This window comes from Rhodococcus sp. MSC1_016 (genome assembly GCF_023667485.2).
GTDB classification, from domain to species: Bacteria; Actinomycetota; Actinomycetes; order Mycobacteriales; family Mycobacteriaceae; genus Rhodococcus_F; species Rhodococcus_F oxybenzonivorans.
Genome location: NZ_JAMOZI020000001.1, coordinates 1,224,685 through 1,246,377 on the forward strand (window position 1 = coordinate 1,224,685; position 21,693 = coordinate 1,246,377).

General features: G+C 67.0%; 23 protein-coding genes. 18 read left to right on the plus strand and 5 right to left on the minus strand.

Going from position 1 to position 21,693, the window contains the following annotated elements; translation table 11 throughout:
- Positions 1-37: 37 nt before the first annotated feature.
- Positions 38-355, plus strand: a complete 318-nt coding sequence (locus L1080_RS05585) for a WXG100 family type VII secretion target (RefSeq protein ID WP_159925651.1) — start codon at positions 38-40, stop codon at positions 353-355.
- A gap of 48 nt (positions 356-403) precedes the next feature.
- Positions 404-688, plus strand: coding sequence for a WXG100 family type VII secretion target (locus L1080_RS05590; protein WP_109331548.1), 285 nt, complete (start codon positions 404-406; stop codon positions 686-688).
- 86 nt (positions 689-774) lie between these two features.
- On the opposite strand, the gene L1080_RS05595 is transcribed toward L1080_RS05590, so the two are convergent.
- A complete protein-coding gene (locus tag L1080_RS05595) occupies positions 775-1,227 on the minus strand; it encodes an Lrp/AsnC family transcriptional regulator (RefSeq protein WP_109331547.1) in 453 nt (150 codons plus the stop codon).
- Between the two features lie 116 nt (positions 1,228-1,343).
- Between L1080_RS05595 and ddaH the strand changes: the two genes are divergently transcribed.
- From ddaH to L1080_RS05635, 8 genes are all read left to right on the plus strand, one after another.
- Positions 1,344-2,210 (plus strand): dimethylargininase, encoded by an 867-nt coding sequence (ddaH, locus tag L1080_RS05600; protein ID WP_250768984.1) that lies wholly within the window; start codon positions 1,344-1,346, stop codon positions 2,208-2,210.
- Between the two features lie 13 nt (positions 2,211-2,223).
- Positions 2,224-3,450, plus strand: a complete 1,227-nt coding sequence (gene rocD / locus L1080_RS05605; protein ID WP_250768987.1) for an ornithine--oxo-acid transaminase — start codon at positions 2,224-2,226, stop codon at positions 3,448-3,450.
- A gap of 168 nt (positions 3,451-3,618) precedes the next feature.
- Positions 3,619-4,062, plus strand: coding sequence for a 50S ribosomal protein L13 (rplM, locus tag L1080_RS05610; protein ID WP_109331545.1), 444 nt, complete (start codon positions 3,619-3,621; stop codon positions 4,060-4,062).
- Positions 4,059-4,595, plus strand: a complete 537-nt coding sequence (gene rpsI / locus L1080_RS05615; protein WP_159925653.1) for a 30S ribosomal protein S9 — start codon at positions 4,059-4,061, stop codon at positions 4,593-4,595. Before rplM ends, rpsI begins: the two co-directional genes overlap by 4 nt.
- Positions 4,596-4,731: 136 nt before the next feature.
- Complete coding sequence (gene glmM, locus L1080_RS05620; protein WP_159925654.1) at positions 4,732-6,066, plus strand: phosphoglucosamine mutase; 1,335 nt, start codon at positions 4,732-4,734, stop codon at positions 6,064-6,066.
- Positions 6,067-6,151: 85 nt separating this feature from the next.
- Positions 6,152-6,460: a type VII secretion target gene (locus tag L1080_RS05625; RefSeq protein ID WP_159925655.1), complete on the plus strand. Its 309-nt coding sequence runs from the start codon at positions 6,152-6,154 to the stop codon at positions 6,458-6,460.
- Positions 6,457-8,670: a hypothetical protein gene (locus tag L1080_RS05630; RefSeq protein WP_250768998.1), complete on the plus strand. Its 2,214-nt coding sequence runs from the start codon at positions 6,457-6,459 to the stop codon at positions 8,668-8,670. The genes L1080_RS05625 and L1080_RS05630 overlap by 4 nt, the downstream gene beginning before the upstream one ends.
- A gap of 86 nt (positions 8,671-8,756) precedes the next feature.
- The gene (locus tag L1080_RS05635) at positions 8,757-8,906 is read left to right on the plus strand and encodes a hypothetical protein (RefSeq protein WP_250769001.1); all 150 of its coding nucleotides are present in this window, start codon (positions 8,757-8,759) and stop codon (positions 8,904-8,906) included.
- Between the two features lie 31 nt (positions 8,907-8,937).
- Here L1080_RS05635 and L1080_RS05640 read toward each other — a convergent pair whose 3' ends face one another.
- Positions 8,938-9,774: a poly(ethylene terephthalate) hydrolase family protein gene (locus L1080_RS05640; protein WP_159925663.1), complete on the minus strand. Its 837-nt coding sequence runs from the start codon at positions 9,772-9,774 to the stop codon at positions 8,938-8,940.
- A gap of 190 nt (positions 9,775-9,964) precedes the next feature.
- Between L1080_RS05640 and glmS the strand changes: the two genes are divergently transcribed.
- On the plus strand, positions 9,965-11,827 hold the full coding sequence (gene glmS / locus L1080_RS05645; RefSeq protein WP_159925665.1) for a glutamine--fructose-6-phosphate transaminase (isomerizing): 1,863 nt from the start codon (positions 9,965-9,967) through the stop codon (positions 11,825-11,827).
- A gap of 9 nt (positions 11,828-11,836) precedes the next feature.
- Here glmS and L1080_RS05650 read toward each other — a convergent pair whose 3' ends face one another.
- Positions 11,837-12,208: a cupredoxin domain-containing protein gene (locus L1080_RS05650; protein WP_159925667.1), complete on the minus strand. Its 372-nt coding sequence runs from the start codon at positions 12,206-12,208 to the stop codon at positions 11,837-11,839.
- Between the two features lie 53 nt (positions 12,209-12,261).
- Between L1080_RS05650 and L1080_RS05655 the strand changes: the two genes are divergently transcribed.
- From L1080_RS05655 to tsaD, 6 genes are read left to right on the plus strand one after another with little or no spacing between them, the layout of a single operon-like run.
- The gene (locus L1080_RS05655; protein ID WP_159925669.1) at positions 12,262-13,743 is read left to right on the plus strand and encodes an NAD(P)H-hydrate dehydratase; all 1,482 of its coding nucleotides are present in this window, start codon (positions 12,262-12,264) and stop codon (positions 13,741-13,743) included.
- Positions 13,744-13,760: 17 nt separating this feature from the next.
- Positions 13,761-14,960, plus strand: a complete 1,200-nt coding sequence (gene alr / locus L1080_RS05660) for an alanine racemase (RefSeq protein WP_250769005.1) — start codon at positions 13,761-13,763, stop codon at positions 14,958-14,960.
- 5 nt (positions 14,961-14,965) lie between these two features.
- A complete protein-coding gene (gene tsaE / locus L1080_RS05665; RefSeq protein ID WP_159925673.1) occupies positions 14,966-15,454 on the plus strand; it encodes a tRNA (adenosine(37)-N6)-threonylcarbamoyltransferase complex ATPase subunit type 1 TsaE in 489 nt (162 codons plus the stop codon).
- A gap of 50 nt (positions 15,455-15,504) precedes the next feature.
- Positions 15,505-16,164: a tRNA (adenosine(37)-N6)-threonylcarbamoyltransferase complex dimerization subunit type 1 TsaB gene (gene tsaB / locus L1080_RS05670; RefSeq protein WP_250769008.1), complete on the plus strand. Its 660-nt coding sequence runs from the start codon at positions 15,505-15,507 to the stop codon at positions 16,162-16,164.
- On the plus strand, positions 16,161-16,640 hold the full coding sequence (gene rimI / locus L1080_RS05675; RefSeq protein ID WP_159925677.1) for a ribosomal protein S18-alanine N-acetyltransferase: 480 nt from the start codon (positions 16,161-16,163) through the stop codon (positions 16,638-16,640). Before tsaB ends, rimI begins: the two co-directional genes overlap by 4 nt.
- On the plus strand, positions 16,637-17,674 hold the full coding sequence (gene tsaD, locus L1080_RS05680; protein ID WP_159925679.1) for a tRNA (adenosine(37)-N6)-threonylcarbamoyltransferase complex transferase subunit TsaD: 1,038 nt from the start codon (positions 16,637-16,639) through the stop codon (positions 17,672-17,674). Before rimI ends, tsaD begins: the two co-directional genes overlap by 4 nt.
- Here tsaD and L1080_RS05685 read toward each other — a convergent pair.
- Positions 17,667-19,232: an Hsp70 family protein gene (locus L1080_RS05685; protein ID WP_159925681.1), complete on the minus strand. Its 1,566-nt coding sequence runs from the start codon at positions 19,230-19,232 to the stop codon at positions 17,667-17,669. The two genes, tsaD and L1080_RS05685, sit on opposite strands and share 8 nt — an antisense overlap.
- 208 nt (positions 19,233-19,440) lie before the next feature.
- Here L1080_RS05685 and L1080_RS05690 point away from each other — a divergent pair, with 208 nt between their 5' ends.
- Positions 19,441-19,974, plus strand: coding sequence for a potassium channel family protein (locus tag L1080_RS05690; RefSeq protein ID WP_250769011.1), 534 nt, complete (start codon positions 19,441-19,443; stop codon positions 19,972-19,974).
- On the opposite strand, the gene L1080_RS05695 is transcribed toward L1080_RS05690, so the two are convergent.
- Positions 19,975-21,693, minus strand: coding sequence for a TIGR03767 family metallophosphoesterase (locus L1080_RS05695; RefSeq protein ID WP_250769014.1), 1,719 nt, complete (start codon positions 21,691-21,693; stop codon positions 19,975-19,977). It lies immediately after the preceding gene.

Consider the following 21,693-nt stretch of genomic DNA (forward strand, 5'->3'; position numbering starts at 1 on the left):
TGGGGGCCGCCGCACCAGACGATCAGAAGGAGTTCCCATGGCGGGAGTTGTTACCGATGTCGGCCAGATGGAGGCCGCGGCTAACCATGTGGAGACGGTGAATGGGCAGCTGCAAGCCACTATCGCCGGCCTCAAGGGGCGTTGCGAAGAATCGTCCTCGGCTTGGGCGGGTGGCGCACAGGATGCGTTCCAGGCACTGATGGTCCGCTACAACGATGCGTCCCGTCGGATGCAGGATTCGCTCGCCGAAATCGCCGTGAAGATTCGCGAAAACGGCAAGGGGTACGACGCCGCAGAGCAGGCCAACCAGGATGCCATCCATTCTGCCGGGGCTTCGGGATCGCTCGATCTCTGACATGCGTTCCGAGTTCGACACCGGTTACACAACAACAAGGAGCACGGAATGTCATTGAAGTACGGATTTGCCGAGCTGCAGGCCCTGGCGAGCGACATCAGGTCGAACGAGGGCAAGCTGCGCGAAACCCACGACGAGCTCCAGGGCTACGTGCAGGGTCTGGTCGCGCAGTGGGAGAGCGGTGCCCAGCAGAACTACCAGGCGGTGCAGGCCAAGTGGGACGGCGCACACAACGACCTGCTCCAGGTCCTCCAGACGATCGCCAAGGTCGTCCAGGACGGCGCTGTCGACATGCAGAGCGCCGAGGACAGGAACGCTGCTGCCTGGCTCTGACAATCCTGTGATATGCGGCAGTGCCCCGGCAATCGACGGATGCTGGGGCACTGTCGTCAGAGGTGCGGCGAAATATCTCGGTGACGTCAGCCGGCCGGTGGAATCAATCTGCTCAACACCACGCTGCTCTTCGTCTGGAGTACCGCTGGTTCCGACCGGAGATTTTCGAGCGTCCTCTCGAGGTGAGCTGTGTCGGTCGTCCGGACGCGCAGCAGTGCGTTGGCGTCACCCGTGATGGTGTACGCCTCCTGCACTTCGGCGTGTCGAGAGACGATGCGCGCGATCTCGACGGCGGAGGTACGTCCGTCGCAGTACAGCTCGACGAATACCTCCACACCGTGTCCGAGTGCCTGCGGGTCGAGTGACGCGTGAAAACCGGTAATGACCCCTGAGTCGACCAGTCGGTCGACGCGCCGTTTCACCGCCGGAGCGGACAAGCCCACCTCGGCGCCGATGGTGGCAAAGCTCGACCTCGCGTTGCGCTCCAGCTGCGCAACGATCAGTCGGTCCAAGGTGTCCAGGCGCAACGAATCGTCCATATAGAGCAACGCTAGCGCATTGTTTGTCGCTGAGGGTGGGCGGATACTTTCTCTCAGCACCATCGGAGAACGGGGGGAACGTGCCACCGACTGTGGATATCGGCCCGGGAAGTGCAGTGGGGGACGCGACCGGGCCTGTGGCGAGTGCGGACCGGCGCGGTTACCCCCGCACCTACCTGATGTGTCCGCCCACCTACTTCGATGTCGTCTACGCGATCAACGACTGGATGAGTCCGGGCGAGCAGGTCGATCGACCCCGGGCACTCGCGCAGTGGCACACCCTGGTGGACACGTATCGAGCGCTGGGTCACGAGGTCGTGGTCATCGATGCCGTCGAGGGGCTCCCGGACATGGTGTTCGTCACCGACAGTGGCGTGGTGGTCGACGGTGTCGCTCTCGGCGCCCGCTACCGATGTGCTCAGAGGCGAGCGGAAGCGGGCCACGTCCTGCGGTGGTTCCGCGAGAACGGACTGCTCAGACCCAGATCACCGCGTTTCGTGAACGAGGGCGAGGGCGACTTCCTCGTGGTCGGTGACGTGATCCTCGGGGGTACCGGCTTTCGGTCCGACCCTCGATCCCATGCGGAGGCTGCCGCGCATCTCGGGCGTCCTGTAGTTCCGCTGACTCTGGTGGATTCGCGCTATTACCACCTCAACACCGCTCTCGGAGTACTCGACGATGCGACCATCGCCTACCTTCCCGCCGCCTTCTCTCCGGAGAGCCTCCTCCTGTTGCGCCGCATGTTTCCGGACGCGGTGATCGCCGAGGAGAGCGATACGCAGTGGCTCGGCCTCAACCTGGTGAGCGACGGACTCCATGTCGTCTTGCCCGCGCAGGCAGCGCGGCTGTCGGATCAGCTGGTGGACCGCGGCTACGACCCGGTACCGGTGGACTATTCGGAATTTCTGAAATCTGGCGGCGGAATCAAATGCAGCACAATGGAACTGCGCGGGTATCGCCAGTTCTGCGAGATGGGAAGCTGAGGGGTGAGGACCAATGTCGGACAGTGTCGTGTCGGTATCCGGCGCCACGCGTGAGCAGCTGGACCGGGCGGAGGACCACAGCGCGCACAATTACTCACCCTTGCCCGTCGTGATCGAGTCGGGCACAGGTTGCTGGGTCAAGGACGTCGACGGCGTCGACTATCTCGATGTCCTCGCGGGGTACTCGGCCCTCAACTTCGGCCACGCCCATCCTGCTCTCGTGCGCGTCGCTCGCGAACAACTGGGCCGACTCACCTTGACCAGTCGTGCGTTTCAGCACGACCGTTTCGCGCAGTACTGCGAAGACCTGAGCCGATTGTGTCGCAAAGAAGCCGTGCTGCCCATGAATACCGGCGCAGAGGCGGTCGAGACGGCGCTCAAGCTTGCCCGCAAGTGGGGGTACGACGTGAAGGGGGTGCCGCCGGGGCGAGCCGAGGTGGTCACCTGCTCCGGGAACTTTCACGGCCGCACCATTTCGATCGTGGGATTCTCCTCCGACCCGGACGCGTACACCGGGTTCGGGCCGTATCCCGCAGGTTTCGTCTCCGTCGAGTACGGGAACGCCGACGCGTTCGAGTCGGCGATAACCGACGACACCGTAGCGGTGCTGCTCGAACCGATCCAGGGGGAGGCAGGCGTCCTCGTGCCCCCGGTGGGCTACCTCGCGGCGGTGCGCGAGGTGTGCACGCGTCGCGGCGTCCTCATGATCGCGGACGAGATCCAGAGCGGACTCGGCCGGACGGGGGAGACCTTTGCCTGTGATCACGAGAATGTGACACCCGACATCTACGTTCTCGGCAAAGCGCTGGGCGGTGGCCTCGTCCCCGTCTCGGCGGTCGTCGCCGATTGGCCGGTGATGCGCGTGATCGGGCCCGGGCAACACGGAAGCACTTTCGGTGGCAACCCCCTCGCGTGCGCTGTGGGCAGTGCCGTGGTGGCGCTGCTCGAAACCGGGGAATACCAGGAGCGCAGCCGCCGGTTGGGTGCCTACCTGCACGGCATGCTGCGCGAGCTGCCTGTCCGCCATGTTGCAGAAGTACGGGGGCGTGGGCTGTGGGCCGGTGTGCAACTGGCCGAGGGGATGCCCTCCGCGAGGGCAGTGTGTGAACGACTTCTCGCGCGCCGTGTGCTCGCGAAAGATGCGCACGAGGGAACGATTCGTATCGCCCCGCCGCTGGTCGTCGAACGTGACGAGCTGACCTGGGCGGTCGAACAGCTTGCTGACGCGCTCGCCGAGTGAATTTTGACCCGGAGGCGCCGCGACCGGTATCGTTCTCCGTTGGCGTGCCGTGCGTCGCTGTGTCTTCATGCCACAGTGGCTGGCGGTTCTCGGGTCTCAACTGGCCGCCGGGAATCGCTCGACGATACGCAATGGCCAGCAGCGGATTGAACAAGACGAGGAAGTTCTGTGTCTACGTACACCCCGAAGGCCGGAGATGTGACCCGCACGTGGCACGTCATCGACGCCACTGACGTGGTGCTCGGCCGCCTTGCCGTCCAAGCAGCCAACTTGCTGCGCGGCAAGCACAAGCCCACCTTTGCACCGCACGTTGACGGCGGCGACTTCGTCGTCATCATCAACGCCGAGAAGGTTGCCATCAGCGGCAACAAGCGTGACGGCAAGTTCCTGTACCACCACTCCGGACATCCCGGTGGTCTCAAGTCCCGCTCCGTCGGCGAGGTTCTCGACAAGAACCCCGACCGCCTCGTGGAGAAGGCCATCGTCGGCATGCTCCCCAAGAACAAGTTGGGTCGCGCCATCAGCAGCAAGCTGAAGGTCTACGCGGGCCCCAACCACCCCCACGCCGCGCAGCAGCCGGTGCCATTCGAGATCAAGCAGGTGGCCCAGTGACGTCGCCGGAGGAGCAGAACGTGTCCAATCCCGAAGAGATCACCGAGGCTGTCGAGGTCGCGGCGGACGAGTACGTGTCCGTCGAAGAGCCCGAGGTTGCCGAGGACATCGAGGCCGCTGCTGCTCCGCAGGCCCCGATCGTGATCGATCGGCCCATCCAGACCGTCGGTCGTCGTAAGGAAGCGGTTGTCCGCGTCCGTCTGACCCCGGGCTCCGGCCAGTTCAAGCTCAACGGCCGCACCATCGAGGATTACTTCCCGAACAAGGTGCACCAGCAGCTGATCAAGGCCCCGCTCGTCACGGTCGAGCGTGCCGAGTCGTTCGACATCGTCGCCCTGCTCCACGGTGGCGGACCGTCCGGACAGGCCGGCGCACTGCGTCTCGCCATTGCCCGCGCGCTCATCGAGGTCACCCCCGAGGACCGTCCGGCGCTCAAGAGTGCCGGCTTCCTTACCCGTGACGCCCGCGCCGTCGAGCGCAAGAAGTACGGCCTGAAGAAGGCCCGTAAGGCATCTCAGTACTCCAAGCGCTGATGTGTCGCCGAAGCCGCCCTCAGGGGACGGCTTCGGCACCTGTTCTTCCCGAGAGCAGGCGTCCATCGTTACCGGACGCCTGCTCTCGCGCTTTATCCGAGATGTAGTGGTTTCCGAGGTACAAGGGGTCTGGTCTATGGGGCGGTTGTTCGGGACGGATGGGGTTCGCGGGCTGGCGAATACAGAGCTGACCGCCGAATTGGCGTTGCAGATCGCATCGGCCGCTGCCACGGTGCTGGCATCAGCGGATTCGGGGCGTGCCACCGCTGTGGTCGGCCGTGACCCGCGGGCCAGCGGCGAGATGCTCGAAGCAGCCGTTGTCGCCGGTTTGACGTCGGCGGGTGTCGACGTCTTGAACGTCGGCGTTCTCCCCACTCCTGCGGTGGCCTACCTCACAGCAGAGCTCGACGCTGCACTCGGTGTGATGATCTCCGCCTCGCACAACCCTATGCCCGACAACGGAATCAAGATCTTCGCCGCGGGTGGGCACAAGCTCGACGACGAAGTCGAGGACCGTATCGAATCGGTCGCCGTCGGCACGACGACCAAGCGAGCGCCCACCGGAGCCGGCATCGGGCGCGTGCGAGTGGTGGCGGACGCCGCCGATCGGTATCTGCAACACCTGGCCACGGCCCTGTCTCACCGCCTCGACGGCCTCACCGTCGTGGTCGACTGCGCGCACGGCGCCGCCTCGGCTGTGGCGCCGACCGCCTACCGCGCCGCCGGCGCGAAGGTCATCGCGATCAACGCCCAGCCGGATGGGCTCAACATCAACGACAACTGCGGCTCCACGCACCTCGAGAGCCTGCAGAAGGCCGTGGTGGAGCATGGCGCAGACCTCGGCCTCGCGCACGACGGGGACGCGGACCGCTGCCTCGCCGTCGACGCCGGTGGCTCCCTGGTGGACGGTGACGCCATCATGACGGTCCTGGCCCTCGGCATGCGCGACAGCGGCGAGTTGGTCGACAACACGCTGGTCGCCACTGTGATGAGCAACCTGGGGTTACACATCGCAATGCGCGAGGCGGGTATTTCGCTGATCACCACCGCGGTCGGTGACCGCTACGTGCTCGAAGGACTTCGGGCGGGCGGTTTCACTCTCGGCGGTGAGCAGTCGGGGCATGTCGTGTTGCCCGCGTTCGGTACCACCGGTGACGGGATTCTGACCGGCCTGCGATTGATGGGCCGAATGGCACAGACGGGGCGGCCGATCGCGGAACTGGCATCGGCGATGACGACCCTTCCCCAGGTGCTGGTCAATGTGCGAGTCGCCGACAAGCGTGCCGTGGCCGCATCCCCCGTCGTTCTGGATGCCGTGGCGGCGGCGGAGCGGACGCTGGGTGATCAGGGTCGTGTCCTGCTGCGACCTTCCGGAACCGAACAGCTCGTGCGCGTGATGGTGGAGGCAGCGGACCTCGACTTGGCTCAACGCCTCGCCGACAAGCTGGCAGGTACGGTCGCCTCGGTCTGAGTGGCGCAGCGAATCGGTCGGTGTGGGGAACCGATCGGCGCGCCGGCGCGTCTAAAGCAGTAGGTCGTGAAGAGAGGGTGGGGGCATGAGCGATGGACTCGAGGTCGACGTCAGGGCGGTGGCGAGCGTTGGCGCGCGGATGGTGCGCTCAGCGGAGGTGCTGAGGCAGGAGGCAATCGACGCCGGCCGGTTGGAGTTCGGCGGTGTGCAGGCCGGACGCGACTACTGTGCTCTCGGCGACGAGCTACGGAACGCACTCGCAGTCGTGTCCGTGGCACTCGACGAGTGGGCAACCGACACGGAGGCCATCGGTAACAACTTCCGAGCCGGCGCCACGCGTTATGCAGGCACGGACGGTGCCTTTGCCGACGGCCTCGACCGGGTGCTTCCGTGACGACGGATCCGGCTTCGTTGATGGACGATCCGACGCTGAGCCGCGACTACAAGGAGCAGCTCCTTCAGGCCTGGGCCTCGTCCCGCGAAGAGGATGTGGCGTTGTGGCAGCCCTACTTCGACGCGTACGGCATCGACAGACGCGAACGCACGCCGTCCGCCGACGAGCGTTACATCGCACTCCTCGCGGATGGGAGCGATGCCCGATCTGCTGCCGCCGACCGCCTCCACTTGGAGGATTGTCTGCGACCGGATTCGCTCAATGTCCCAGACGACATGCTGGACCTCGGAGCACGGGGGCTCGAGTTCTTCGAGATGTTCCTTCCTGCCGCACAGAAGCTTCAGTACGACGGCCGCGCGATCACCGAGTACCACGCGCGGTTCGACGCCGAGCGGGGAATGAACCTTCACGTGCTGGGCCGGGACATCGACACGCTGCAGCACACCCTCGACTCTGCACGCAGGGAACTCGAGGAGCACGAGGCGTGTGTTGCTGCGGTCAGCGCCGCGTGGAGTGGGGATGCAGCCGCCGCCGCAATCGATGCCTCGGGCCGCCGGAATGCCCGGGCAGTGGTCGATGTCGACCGGTTACGCGGACTGGTCGACGTGCTGTTCGAAGCGAACCTCACCCTCAGCGCCGCAGTGACGGACAAGGCGTACAGGGTGGTGTCGCTGCACCAGTCCACTGTCGCGGGATACAGCGCCGCCCAAATCGCAGTGCTGGCCGACATCGCCGTGTACGGCCGGGATGGAGACAACTCCGTCGCCAAGGATTGCATGGAAGACGCGTCGTACTGGTTCCCCGAACTTGCCGACGACGACTACCGGCACATCAACGGCTTGTACAAGGACGGGGGAGGCGGCGCTCTGCGGTGGCTCGACCGAGACGACGTCGTGAAGCGCGCGGCAGGTATTGCCCGCGCGTGGCTCGACGCGCACTTCCGGCCGGTCTACGAAGAGAAACAGCGCGAATTCGCGGCCGCGTGCGAGGCCTGCGCAGACACCATGGAAGCGTCGTATGCGGCGGTGATCGCCGAAGCCGGAATGTTGCAGTCGGACAGCGATATTCGCTCCGTGGATCGCACCGCTCCGGGGCACTCTCCCGCTTCGCCTCCTCTCAACGCCCCGAGCACTCCCGTCGACGCTGCGCCGACAGCTCCTGCCGGTGGTGCACCCACTGTCACCGCGCCTGGGGGATTCGCTGGGCAACCGTCGGAATGGAGTTCGCCGACGGGAACGACTCCGAGTGGCACCGCCCACCCGGCACCGATGACGGCGCCGATCGGTTCCGGCAACGGAGGCCGGGACCTAGGAGTTCGGGACCTAGGAGTTCGGGACGTAGGAGTGGGAACGCGGGATGTACACACCGAACCCGCGACGTCCCTGCCCGCGGCCTCTCCTCCCGTGCTGCCGAGTCTCGGCGGTGTGCCAGGTCTTGGCGGTGTGCCGGGTCTTGCCGGTGTGCCCGGCATCGGGGGCATGACCGGATTCGGCGACCTCCCCGGGGCGGTGCAGGGATTGGCCGGTGGACTCGGCGACCTGGGGTCGCTCATCCGTCCACTGATAGAGGACGCGGTGTCGGCTCTCACCCGTCGGGACGATGACGGGGATATGAGGGCGGAGGAGGAGCCCGACCTCGAGGACGAGCGCGATCCGGGTGTTGGCGGCGAGGGCGGACAAGCGGTGTCGACCACTTCGGACAAGAGCCTCGAGCTGAAGCTCGACGGCAAGTCATGGACTCTGGTCGTCGATGAAGACGGTGCCGGAGTTCACCTCGACATCATCGACGGCCAAGGCGCTACGTCGCGCTTCGGTGTGGAGATCGGTCCGAACGGCCTGCCTCAGATTTTCGCAGAAACCCGCTCGGGGGAGGACCCGCTGCACCAGGCGGCGGCTGCGCCCGAGCCCGCGTCCGGCACCGACGTGCCGCAGACCGGCGCTGTCGACGCCAGACCGCCCGCCGCTCCCGACGTCGGCCAACCTGAACATCACGAGGCCGAGCCGCCGCCACCGGAGCCCACCACCGCACCTGGTCCGCAGCCCGTGACCGTGCAGAACGAGCCGCTTCCGGAAACGCTCACAGTCCCTGAGCCTCAGCCCGCACCCGCACCCGCACCCGCACCCGCACCTGCACCTGCACCGGAGCTTGCCAGCGGCCCGTCGGCGGCGCTCGACAGCGGCGCAGAACTCGCCGAGGCCGGACCGCTGTGAGCGAGCGGGCCGCACAGTTGCGCGCTCGACGTGCGCAGATGAGGGCGGAACTCGCGCTGTTTCGACGACGACTGGAGGAGCAGCGGGTGCGAGACGAGGCAGAAGCCACGCGACGACGGCAGCTTGCGGGGCGCCCCGCAGACACGAGCACGGCGGCGGACGCGGTCGCGCCTCGTCGCAGCGCAGCCGAGGACGACGACGAGTTCTATCGCCCCCGGAGCTGGCTCGTCGAGTAACGCCGGAACAGCCGGAGCCGTCGAAGAACGCTCAGATGTGGGGAATCAGTCCCTGGAAGCCGGCGTCCGTATTGATCTCCTGCGGATCGACGACCGTGGTGCGGGGGATGTGCGCCTCGGCGTCCGCGAAGGCCGCGTATTTCTTGTCATTAGTCAGTTCGTAGAGCAGGAACCCGGTCAGCAACGCCCGCGTCACCTGCTGCGTCTTGCGCTCGGATCCACCGATGCCGAGTGCACCGAGAAGTCGACGCCCCTCGGTCAACCCCGAATCCGTTGCGCCGTCCACGGCTCGCAGTACGGATTCGCCGCCCCATGCCTCGGCGAGGGCCTTGGCGTTGCTGTTCATAGTGTCGATATCCGCGCCCGCCACGATCAGCCCCGGAACTGTGATCTTGGGCGCATACTTCTCCGCCTTCGGGGCGGTCGGCGCCGGGAACAACGCGGCCACCGCGGTCACGTCACGCTGTGCTGCGGCGAGCACCGCCGCGCCCGCACCCATACCGTGGCCGGCAAAGGCCACTCGATCCGGCTGAACACTGATCTGGCCGGGTCCCAGCCGGACACCGACACAGATGTCGAGAGTGGCCCGCAAATCGGTCGCGAGGCCCAGGTGTGAAGGCACCGGGCCCCGCTCACTGTTGGGCGCCGCGACGACAATGCCCCAGGACGCAAGGTGCTCCAGCGTGTTCCGGTAGTGGTCAGCTCCGGTCATCCACCCGTGCGCGAACGCCACCGCAGGCAAGTTGAAGCCGGACTCGGGTGTATAGACGACTCCCGGCTGTCCAGCCAGCGCGAGGTCTCCCCGCAGCACGCGGTGCGGTCCCCGCTTCGACAGTTCACGGGCCAGGTTCTTCAGTTTCGGCGCCACGGAGAGAACGTTATCCGATCACCACACAGGGACGGAGTCCCCGCGCCGACCACACAGGGACGGAGTCCCCGCGCCGACCACACAGGGACGGAGTCCCCGCGCCGACCACACAGGGACGGAGTCCCCGGTCCCCGCGTCGCGTTGGTGTCCGACTTCGCCGCACCGTCCGGTCCAAGTACCCTGATGAACCATGTGCGGAATCGTGGGATACGTCGGCCACCGGCAGGCTCTGTCTGTTGTAGTGGAGGCTTTGCGGCGGATGGAATACCGCGGATACGACTCTGCAGGGATCGCCGTGCTCGACGGGAAGGGCGGGATGGCCGTCGAGCGTAAGGCCGGTCGTCTGTCGAACCTGGAGGCCGAACTCGACGAGGTGGGTGCCGAGAATTTCGCCGGGCACACGGGGATCGGGCATACCCGGTGGGCCACGCACGGTCGCCCGACTGACCGGAACGCCCATCCGCACCGGGACACGACCGGAACCGTCGCCGTCGTACACAACGGCATCATCGAAAACTTCGCGCCCTTGCGCGCCGAACTCGAGCAGGCGGGCGTCGACCTCTCCAGCGACACCGACACCGAGGTCGCGGTGCACCTGGTGTCGCGGGCTTATGCGTCCGGTGAGACCGCCGGGGACTTCGTGGAGAGCGCACTGAGTGTGCTCCGCCGCCTCGAGGGAGCATTCACCCTCGTCTTCACCCATTCCGACCATCCCGACATCATCGTGGCCGCGCGTCGTTCGACTCCGCTCGTCATCGGTGTCGGTGAGGGCGAGACCTTCCTCGGCTCCGACGTCGCGGCATTCATCGAGCACACCCGGGATGCGGTCGAGCTGGGCCAGGACCAGGTGGTGACCATTACCGCGGACGGCTACTCGATCCTCAACTTCGACGGAACGGTCGCTGTGGGCCGCCCGTTCCGCATCGACTGGGATCTCGCTGCAGCCGAAAAGGGTGGCCACGACTATTTCATGCTCAAGGAGATCGAAGAGCAGCCGGCTGCCGTCGCCGACACTCTCCTCGGGCACTTCTCGGACGGCAAGATCGTCCTCGACGAACAGCGGTTGTCGGATCAGGAGCTACGCGACGTCGACAAGGTCTTCGTCGTCGCGTGCGGCAGCGCGTACCACTCGGGTCTGCTCGCCAAGTACGCAATCGAGCACTGGACCCGGCTGCCTGTCGAGGTGGAGCTGGCCAGCGAGTTCCGTTACCGCGACCCCGTCCTCGACCGCTCGACGCTCGTGGTGGCGATCTCCCAGTCCGGTGAGACTGCCGACACCCTCGAGGCGGTGCGGCACGCCAAAGACCAGAAGGCGCGCGTCCTCGCGGTCTGCAACACCAATGGAGCCCAGATTCCCCGCGAAGCCGACGCGGTTCTCTACACCCGTGCCGGTCCGGAGATCGGCGTGGCGTCGACCAAGGCGTTCCTTGCGCAGGTCACCGCGAACTACCTCGTCGGTTTGGCACTGGCCCAGGCTCGCGGCACCAAGTACCCGGACGAGGTGGCGCGCGAGTACGCAGATCTCGAGGCGATGCCGGAGCTGGTGAGCCGGGTCCTCGGGACGGTGGGTCCGGTCCGTGCGTTGGCTCGGGAACTGGCGTCGTCGTCGACGGTGCTGTTCCTCGGCCGGCACGTGGGTTACCCGGTGGCGCTCGAGGGCGCGCTGAAGCTCAAGGAACTGGCGTACATGCACGCCGAGGGCTTCGCCGCCGGCGAACTCAAGCACGGCCCGATCGCGTTGATCGAGGACGGGTTGCCGGTCATCGTCGTGATGCCCTCTCCCAAGGGTCGCGCGGTGCTGCACTCGAAGCTGCTGAGCAACATCCGGGAGATTCAGGCGCGCGGTGCGCGGACCGTCGTGATCGCGGAGGAAGGCGACGAGGCCGTGCGGCCGTTCGCCGACCACCTGATCGAGATTCCGGCGGCGCCGACGTTACTCCAGCCGTTGCTGTCGACCGTGCCGTTGCAGGTCTTCGCCGCCGAGGTCGCGCAGACGCGCGGGTACGACGTGGACAAGCCCCGAAATCTCGCGAAGTCCGTCACGGTCGAATAACGGCTCCGCTCAGGTGACGACGATGGTGCCGCGCATGTCGGGGTGCAGGGAACAGGTGTACTCGTAGGTTCCGGGCTCGGTGAAGTTGTAGGTGAAGCTGCCCGTCTGCATCAGGGGACTGCGCAGTACACCCTTCGCCTCACCGACGCCCGCCACGTCGTGGGTGACGCCGCGATCGTCGAAATTCCAGGTGACAGTTTCACCTACCCGGACCGTGAGCCGGGCGGGCGAAAAGGCCATGCCGGCGACCTCGACGACCGGACCGCTGGGCTGCTCGTTCACCTCGGCGGATTCCGAACTGCAGCCGGCGAGGGCACCCGCGGCCGAAATGCTTGCGGCCAGAGCGACTCCGACGATCCGGGACCTTGCACGTTCACGCATGCCGTCGAGCGTAGTCTTGCCTCGGTACCGACCGTTCCGGACGAGGAGTGCCCATGCGGGGCTACTACACCCCTGACGAGATCCGAGCGGCCGAGGCGCCGCTGCTGACATCCCTTCCCGACGGCGCTTTGATGCGACGCGCAGCGCACGGACTCGCGGGCGTGGTGGTTGCGGAGTTGCGCGCGCGGACTGGGGGAGTCGCCGGGCGGGCCGTGCTGCTGCTGGTCGGTTCCGGGGACAACGGAGGCGACGCCCTCTGGGCCGGCACCTTCTTGCGTAAGCGTGGAGTCGGGGTCACCGCCGTGCTGCTGAAACCCGAGAAGGCGCATCGGGCCGGACTGGCGGCCTTCCGGCGAGCAGGCGGACGAACAGCCCGCGCGCTCGAGGAAGTCGGCACGCCCGACCTGGTGATCGACGGGATCGTCGGGATATCCGGGAGGGGAGCTCTGCGCCCTGACGCGGCGACTCTGGTCGCGTCCATGGAGGCGCCGATCATTGCTGCGGACCTGCCCAGCGGGGTGGACCCGGTGACGGGTGCCGTCGAGGGGCCCGCGGTACGGGCGGCGGTCACCGTGGCGTTCGGTGCGCTGAAACCGGTACATGTCCTGGCTGCGGCGCAGTGCGGGCGCGTCGAGGTGATACCCATCGGGTTGACGCTCGGTGATGCCGGGATCACGTCGCTCGATGCGACCGAAGTGGGAGGGGCATGGCCGGTGCCCGGTCCGCACGACGACAAGTATTCGCAGGGCGTCGTGGGCGTGGTCGCCGGGAGTGAGCAGTATCCCGGCGCGGGAGTGTTGTGCACCGGGGCCGCCGTCTCGGCCACGTCCGGCTTGGTCCGCTACGCAGGTCCGGGCGCGTCGGAGGTGCTGGCTCACTGGCCGGAGGTGATCGCGACGACGGACGTCGCGAAAGCGGGACGGGTCCAGTCGTGGGTGGTGGGTCCCGGTATGGGCACCGACGATGCGGCACGTCGTGCCCTGCGGGCCGTGCTGGACACCGACGTTCCCGTCCTCGTGGATGCGGACGGTCTCACCCTGCTGGCCGAAGACCCCGGCCTGGTGCGCTCCCGGTCGGCGCCCACCCTCCTTACCCCGCATGCAGGTGAGTTCACACGCATCACCGGAAGCGATCCCGGACCGGACAGAGTCGCGGCCGCCAGGTCGCTGGCGGCGGAGTGGGGGACGTACATCCTCCTCAAGGGCCGCGCCACGGTGATCGCGGCGCCGGGTGGGCAGGTATTCGTCAACGAGGCGGGCGGTTCCTGGTCGGCCACGGCGGGTGCCGGGGACGTTCTGGCGGGCATTGTGGGTGCCTTGCTGGCCGCGGGGACAGTCCCGGACCGGGCGGCTGCGATGGGGGCACGCGCGCACTCGCTCGCGGCGAACGTGGCGGCTCGCGGTGGCCGGGGAGATCTCGCAGCGGGACGCGGGACGGCGCCGATCTCCGCAGGAAATCTGCTCGCTCATCTGAGGGAGTCGATCAGAGTTCTCCGTGCAGGTGTGTCACCCGAGGAAATGGCGGTCCATCGGTGAATGGCAGGATCGGAGGTATGACGCTTGCCGAAGCAGTACCGTCGGACGAACACGGCCGGGTCGAGCCCGCCGATTCCGCCCACGCGACGCCGGCCCCGCAGGCCGAAGCAGTGGTCGATCTGGACGCTATTGCGCACAACGTCGGAATTTTGCGCGAGAAAGCCGGCGACGCGGCGGTGATGGCCGTTGTCAAAGCGGACGGTTACAACCACGGCGCCGTCCCCGTGGCGCGCGCGGTGCTCGCGGCCGGTGCGGCGGAACTCGGCGTGACAACGGTCTCGGAGGCCCTCACGTTGCGCCGGGCAGGTATCGGCGCACCGATCCTCGCTTGGCTGCACACCGTCGACGCAGACTTCGCCCCCGCTATTCGAGCGGACGTCGAGCTCGGGGTGTCGTCACCGCGGCACCTCGCCTCCGTCGTGGCCGCGGCACGGGAGGTAGGCACCCCGGCGACCGTGACGATCAAGGTCGACACCGGATTGAACCGCAATGGCGTCGCGCCCGACGAGTTGGCGCAGGTTCTCATCGACTTGGCGCATGCACAGGCCGAGGGCGCGGTACGGCTCCGAGGCATCTTCTCGCATCTCGCGCACGCCGACGAGCCGCATCATGCGGTGATCGATGCCCAGTGTCACCGGTTGTCGAGCGCCGTGGCCGACGCCAAACGCCACGGACTGATTCCCGAGGTGGTGCACCTGTCCAACTCCGCGGCCACTCTCACGCGCCCGGATCTTCGTTTCGACATGGTGCGCCCCGGCATTGCGATCTACGGACTGTCGCCAGCCCCCGAACTCGGCGAATTCGGGCTGCGTCCTGCGATGACTCTGCGTTCGCGCGTCGCGCTGGTGAAAAAGGTGGCTGCAGGTGAGGGCGTGTCCTACGGCCATCAGTGGATAGCGCCGCGGAACACCGTGGTGGCGCTGTTGCCGTTCGGGTACGCCGATGGGCTTCCCCGTTCGCTCAGCGGACGATTCGAAGTCCTGCTCGGTTCGGAGCGTCGTCCGGGGATCGGACGGGTGTGCATGGACCAGGTCGTCGTGGACCTCGGACCGGACGGCGGCGGCGTCCGCGAGGGCGACACCGCTGTCTTCTTCGGCAACGGCGATCACGGCGAGCCACACGCCCAGGAGTGGGCGGACAAGCTCGACACCATCCACTACGAGGTGGTGACCGGAGTGCGTGGGCGTACCGTGCGGACCTATGTCGGTGGGCGGTAGGTCTCGTGTCTGCCGAAGACAGAGTGCTGGCGGTGAGCGGGACCGTGGTGTTACCGACAGCCGCCGACACCGAAAGATTCGGGCGTGATCTCGCCCGGGATTTGGCACCCGGGGATCTGATCATCCTCGACGGACCTCTCGGTGCGGGAAAGACCGCACTGACGAAGGGGATTGCTGCCGGTCTCGGTGTTCAGGGAAGAGTGACATCGCCCACATTCGTCATCGCCCGGGAACATCGTCCGGGGGTGCGTCCCGGCGGCGGGACTCCGGTGGGCATGGTGCACGTGGATGCCTACCGTCTCGGGGGCAGCGGTCCGCACGCCTTGGACGAACTCGACGCCCTCGACCTCGACACCGACCTGGCCGAAGCGGTGGTCGTGGTCGAGTGGGGTGAGGGCATTGTCGAGCAGTTGGCCGACCGGCATCTCCGGGTGCGCTTGAGCCGCGAGCCCGAGTCGGATGTGCGCACCGCCGAGTGGGAGTGGATTTCCTGACGGGTCCGGGGCGCGGGAGCCGTGCTGACGTGCGAGTACCCTCAGATACCGTGCTTGTTCTCGCCATCGATACGTCCACACCCGCCGTGACCGCCGGAGTCGTCCGGTTCTCGGCAGGATCCGCGCCCACTGACGCGGTGGACACACTCGCGGTGCGCGTGACGGTCAACCCGCGCGCCCACGCCGAGGTCCTCACGCCGCACATCCTCGAGTGCATTACCGAGTCGGGTCACAGGCCGGCTGATCTCGACGCGATCGTGGTCGGGGTAGGCCCGGGACCGTTCACCGGCCTCCGGGTCGGAATGGCTACCGCAGCGGCTTTCGGTGATGCCCTGGGCACACCGGTGTACGGAGTCTGCAGCCTCGACGCGATCGCCGCGCAGGTGCACGGCGAGCGGAATCTCCTCGTCGTCACCGATGCGCGCCGCCGTGAGGTCTACTGGGCCCGCTACTCGGCGGGCCGACGGGTGGAAGGGCCCGGCGTGATCAAGCCCCGCGAGCTCGAGCCGATGCCGTCGGAGGTGGTGGCGGGGTCGCCGTCGCACGTCGACTTCTTCGACCTCCCGGTCGAACCCGTCGAAACACCCTCGCCCGCAGGTCTGGTCGAGGCTGCTGCATCGGTGCTGGCCGGTGGGGACGTGCCGGAGCCGCTCGTTCCGCTCTATCTGCGACGACCGGATGCGGTCGAATTGGCGGATCGCCCGAAGTGACGTTTTCCATCGAACCCATGGTCGCCGCGGATGCCGAGCGGTGCGCCGAGCTCGAGCGCCTGCTGTTTGCGGGCGACGGACCTTGGAGTGCAGCTGCTTTCCGTGCCGAGCTGGCTGCGCCGCACGTGCGGTACGTGGTGGCGCGCACCGACACCGGCCGGGTGGTGGGATATGCCGGACTGGCCCTGCTGGGCAACCCTTCACATCCCGAAGCGGAGGTGCACACGATCGGGACCGACCCGCAGTACATGCGCCGGGGGATCGGCGGAGCGCTTCTGGCCGAACTTCTCCGACTGGCCGATGCGCGGGGCGGACCGGTTTTTCTCGAAGTGCGGACCGACAACGACGCGGCGATCGCACTGTATCGACGTGAAGGATTCGACATCGTGGGAACCCGAAAGCAGTACTACCAACCGAGCGGCGCGGACGCGTACACCATGCGTCGCGCCGGAGCGGGTGAGGAGCCGGTGCAATGATCGTCATGGGTATCGAAAGTTCGTGTGACGAAACCGGAGTCGGTATCGTCCGGTGGAACGGCGACGGTACGTGCGAGCTCCTCGCCGACGAGGTGGCCTCGAGCGTCGATCAGCACGCCCGCTACGGCGGCGTGGTGCCCGAAGTTGCGTCCCGCGCGCATCTGGAAGCCATCGTCCCGACGATGCGGCGTGCGCTCGCCGCAGCGGACATCAGCAAGCCGGACGCACTCGCCGTCACCATCGGTCCAGGACTCGCCGGGGCACTGCTGGTCGGTGTCGCCGCCGCGAAAGCGTACGCGGCCGCCTGGGATATTCCGTTCTATGCGGTGAACCACCTCGGTGGCCATGTTGCGGTGGATACCCTGGAACACGGACCGATGCCGTCGTGCGTCGCGTTGCTGGTGTCGGGCGGACACACCCACCTGCTGCATGTCGAGGATCTCGCGAAGCCGATCACCGAGCTCGGCACCACCGTGGACGACGCGGCGGGAGAGGCGTTCGACAAGGTGGCCCGCCTTCTCGGACTCGGATTTCCCGGCGGCCCCGCACTGGACGCCGCAGCTCGAGACGGCGATCGGGACGCGATTCCCTTTCCCCGCGGGATGACCGGGCCCAGGGACGCGCGGCACGACTTCTCCTTCTCCGGCTTGAAGACCGCGGTCGCGCGGTATGTCGAATCCAAGGAGCGTGCCGGCGAGACCTATTCGATCCCCGACATCGCCGCCAGCTTCCAGGAAGCCGTGGCCGACGTCCTCACGATGAAGGCGGTACGCGCCGCCCGCGACACGGGCGTGGACACGTTGGTACTCGGCGGCGGTGCCACCGCGAACTCACGCATCCGCTCGCTCGCCGAGGAACGGTGCGCCGAAGCCGGTCTCACGCTGCGCGTGCCGAAACCGCGGTTGTGCACCGACAACGGGGTCATGATCGCCTCGCTGGGAGCACACATCGTCGCAGGGGGTGCAGCGCCGTCACTGCTCACCGTGGCGAGCGATCCTGGCCTCTCGGTGGCCACCAGTCAGGTATTCACCTGAACGGGAAGACACTCGGGGGCGCGAATGCCGGAGTCGGCGCCACGGGCATCGGCGCCGGAACCACCGCAATTCCCTCTTCGGCGTCACCGATAGGCGGCAGCGGCGCGGGCGCGCCTTCCGGCGGCGGTGGCAGTGGCGCACTCTCAGCGGGCGGTGCGCTCTCTCCAGGCAAGGGTGCGACAGGGCTCGGTTGATCCGGGGTCGACTCCCCGGGAACCTGCGGCCACAGCGGAGGAATAGCCGGCCATTCGATGTGCGGCCAATCCGGTTGAGTGGGATCGGTCGGAGGCCGGGGCGTCGGCGCGGGAGTGGTGGTCGGCGCCGGTGGTGTCGTGGTGGGAGGCGTTGTGCTCGTCGTGGAGTCGGGCATCCGGGCAGCGCTCCGATCCCACCCCGGGGACGACGACGTGGTCGGCACACCCTGCTCCGGGGTGAAGTCCGACGTCGGTGTGGGATCGTACGACGGAATTCGCGTAGCAGCCGGTGTGTCCGTACTGGGCGCGTGCTGCTGCGACGTGTGGAAGGTGTCGCTCCCGGCGGGCGCGACATTGGGGTCGGGTGCCGGCGCGAGTTCACGTACCCCGTATCCCAGTACCAGTCCGCCCACCACCAACGCGCCGACGAGTGCGCCGGACACCTTGGCCGTCGAACTGGGCCGAGTCGACTCCGTGGGCGGGTACTGCTCGATCGCCTTGGACACGGCAAGGAGTGCGGCGCCTTTGGCGGTGGCGGTTTCCGGTTCGGGGACGGCGACGACACGGGCAGTGAAGGCCCTGCGCACAGCTGCCCGCAACGCGGGAATGTTCGCTCCGCCCCCGACCAGCGCGATGGCCTCCGGTGCGCGTGGTGAGTCCGCAACGGTGGATCGGATGAACTCGACAGCGACCCGAATCACCGGTGCCGCGGAGTCTTCGAAGGCGCTGCGACTGATGCGGATCGGCGCCATGCCCCGGAACTCGACGTCGACCGTGGCATTCAGGTCGGTCGACAGCTGCTCCTTCGCGACGCGGCAACGCTCCGAGAGCAGTTCGCGATCGAGATGCCGCAGGTGGTGGGGGGTGGCGAGATTGGCGACGGCGTACTCGAACACGAGATCGTCGATCGCGCTGCCGCTCACCTGCGCGGTGCGGTCGGCGTGCAGCACGGTGCCGTCGACCTGATCGACCACCGAGACCGACAAACCGGACTCGCCGAAGTCGACGATGGCGACCGTCGCGTGCTGGGCAATTTCACCGGTGTGGCGTAGATACGTGAGGGTGGCAGCGGCTTCCGGCACGAGGTGCACACGATGCCGCTGCCTGCTGACGGCACTGCGAATCGAATGGGCCTGTTCCGGAGTGCGGTACGTGACGGCGAATGCGTCGGGGGTCGTGGGGTCGGCAGGCACCTGGGTGGTCATGAGGGAGATAGAGGAACGGACGAGGTCACCGAGGTCGGTGTGGGCCTCGTCGGCCGACAGGTATCGGAACTCGACGCTCTGCGAACCGTTGGAGTCGGTGGTGACGAGGGCGGAACCGACTCCGGCAGCACCCGTGGACATGCCCAAGGACATATTCATTCCACACACCCCCTCCCACATTGTCGCGTCGTGCCCTGCTGTCTTTCCCGGAACGCCCTCCACGAGAAGCATCCCTGCCCCATGAATCGGCGACCGTTACCCGAACGTTACAGAAATCTGGTGGCTTTCGCTCTCGAGTTTCGCTCCGACGAGACGAGGATGGCGCTCGATATCCGGTCCCACCTGCGCAGTTGTCCGGAGGAATTTCATGGGAAATGCCAGCGAGTTTCGCAACCTCGACCCGCGTGATCGTCGGCGCCTGCTGCGCCGTGGGCTCGTGCGCCCGGTCGCGACGGTTGCGCTCTGCGGCGTGGGCTACTTCGTGCTCCCATGGACCTCGGTCGACGGCATCTCCACGATCACGCTCCTCGTGGGGGGACTGCTCGTCGTGCTGCTGGTCGCCGTGTGGCAGATCCGGCAGATTCTGCGGTCCGACGTGCCCACCCTGCAGGCCATCGAGGCGCTGGCACTGATTCTTCCCGTCTATCTGCTCGGCTACGCCGTGGGATACAGCCTGATGTCCCAGAGTTACCCGACATACTTCTCCGAATCCCTCAGCCGGATGGATGCCCTGTACTTCTCGTTGACGGTGTTTTCGACCGTGGGATTCGGGGACATTACGGCGACGACCGATCCGTCGCGCGCTGTCGTCAGTGTTCAGATCATCGGGAACCTGATTCTCATCGGCGTTGGCATCCGCGTGGTGGCGGCAGCCGTCGGCTGGGCCCGTGGACGGAAGTGACTAACGACCCGACGACAGCAACAGTTCGACGTTGTGGTCGACGGAAGCGCCCAGCCGGACGGGGTCGGTGTGAATGTCGTTGAAGGACAGCTCCCGATACAGAGAGGCGAGTCCGAGCGCGGACAGGTCCGTGTAGTCGACCGAGTACGGGCTGTCGGCTTCGAACAAGGTGGTGAGGATCGACACCGTGCCGTCGGCGTTGTCGACCACTTCGAGGATTCGCCCGTGCTGCGGAAAGTCGATGTGCGATGCGGTATTGACCTCCCAGAACGACTGTTCCGGTGTGGGTCCGGCCCAGGGAGTGATCCGGTTCTCGTGGGTGTGTCCGTTGACCCAGGCGAGCACGTTCGGGAAGCGATGGAGCAGGCTCACCAATTGTGCGGCCGGTATTCGGGGTTCGGTCGGATTGGCCGGGTCCGGGACGAGGTTGTCCATGGTGGTGCTCGTGTGATGGCTGAAGAGGACGAACCAGGTGTCCGAACGCGACTGCGACACCCGGGCGCCCGCGGAGTCGTAGTAGACGCTGCTGCCGGCGAGCAACGTGTCCTCGATCCAGCGGAACTGGGCGGCGCCCAATGAGCCGTCGACGAAACCGGCGTGATTGGTGGAATCCATGCTGATACCGACCACACCGGGAGCGATGTCGAAGGCGTAGTAGCCGATTCCCGTATCACCTGCATCGGGAGCGAACCCGTGGCCTACCGGCCCGGGGCCGGTGTTGGCCGGATCCAGATGGGCGGCGATGAACTGGCGTGGTGTGAACGGGGCTCGTGTCGGATCGGGGGTGACCACCCGCGGTGGCGTCGTGAAGGCGGAGAGGACGCCGGCGATGGCGCCGGGGTCGTACTTCGTCGCGATGTCGACCGCCTTCGCCTGCTCGGGCGATCCCGGAACCTCGAACTTCAGTGAACCGGTGTACATCGCGTCGAGGGGCGGGATACCGCTGGGCACAGTGCCTTCGACGGAGTCTTCGTGATTCCCGAAGACGCAGTACCACGGCGTGCGAAGTCCGGGGCTGGTGACGGGGTCGATCGCCGCTCCGAGCAGGCCGGGAATTTCGGGGAAGCCGGCTTTCTTGTACATGTCCTGGATTGGGGACTCCGGGTTCCAGTACAGATCCGCACCCGAATTCTGCACGCCCTCGTAGCGGTCGGGCGCACCGGTGTTGGGGACGATGGTGCCACCGTTGAGGGCGGTGAGAAACCAGCTCAACTCGGCGAATTCTTTGTTGTCGGTGTTGTCGCCGGTGCTCACGACCGCGTCGAACGGCCGCTGGGTGTGGGGGCCGGCGGCGAGAGCGTTGACGCGGTGCACGAGGGCGACCAGCCCGTGCGCCGTGAGGGTTTCCTGCGGACGGAACGCGGAACCTGTGAAGGGATGGACGTATTCGAACCGCACCGGGGACTGGGCATCGACGAGGTGGACGTCCGTGAGCTGCACCAGCGAAGCGAGCGCGGTGCGGCGGTCTTCGCGGCCGTTCCGGGCCTCGGCGAGTTCGGTGCGCACGATCGTCGGCCAACCCGGACCCGCGCCGAGCTTGCGGTATCCGGACGTTCCCAGAGGGACGGCTGTCGCTTCGAGCGTGGTGCCCGCTCCGGAGGTGGGAAGGGGGGCGGCGCCTGCGTACTGCAGTCCCCACGGACGTCCGCTGATGCCCACCGCTCCGATGGCGCCGAGTCCGGCAATCGTGAGGAAGGTACGCCGGTTCATGTCAGACAC

Coding starts and splice junctions, on each gene's coding strand:
- L1080_RS05690 (WP_250769011.1), top strand. CDS start 19,441: ATGGGAAATGCCAGCGAGTTTCGCAACCTCGACCCGCGTGATCGTCGG.
- L1080_RS05595 (WP_109331547.1), bottom strand. CDS start 1,227: ATGGACGATTCGTTGCGCCTGGACACCTTGGACCGACTGATCGTTGCG.
- glmS (WP_159925665.1), top strand. CDS start 9,965: ATGTGCGGAATCGTGGGATACGTCGGCCACCGGCAGGCTCTGTCTGTT.
- L1080_RS05590 (WP_109331548.1), top strand. CDS start 404: ATGTCATTGAAGTACGGATTTGCCGAGCTGCAGGCCCTGGCGAGCGAC.
- L1080_RS05655 (WP_159925669.1), top strand. CDS start 12,262: ATGCGGGGCTACTACACCCCTGACGAGATCCGAGCGGCCGAGGCGCCG.
- alr (WP_250769005.1), top strand. CDS start 13,761: ATGACGCTTGCCGAAGCAGTACCGTCGGACGAACACGGCCGGGTCGAG.
- L1080_RS05650 (WP_159925667.1), bottom strand. CDS start 12,208: ATGCGTGAACGTGCAAGGTCCCGGATCGTCGGAGTCGCTCTGGCCGCA.
- L1080_RS05585 (WP_159925651.1), top strand. CDS start 38: ATGGCGGGAGTTGTTACCGATGTCGGCCAGATGGAGGCCGCGGCTAAC.
- L1080_RS05625 (WP_159925655.1), top strand. CDS start 6,152: ATGAGCGATGGACTCGAGGTCGACGTCAGGGCGGTGGCGAGCGTTGGC.
- glmM (WP_159925654.1), top strand. CDS start 4,732: ATGGGGCGGTTGTTCGGGACGGATGGGGTTCGCGGGCTGGCGAATACA.
- rocD (WP_250768987.1), top strand. CDS start 2,224: ATGTCGGACAGTGTCGTGTCGGTATCCGGCGCCACGCGTGAGCAGCTG.
- L1080_RS05685 (WP_159925681.1), bottom strand. CDS start 19,232: ATGAATATGTCCTTGGGCATGTCCACGGGTGCTGCCGGAGTCGGTTCC.
- tsaD (WP_159925679.1), top strand. CDS start 16,637: ATGATCGTCATGGGTATCGAAAGTTCGTGTGACGAAACCGGAGTCGGT.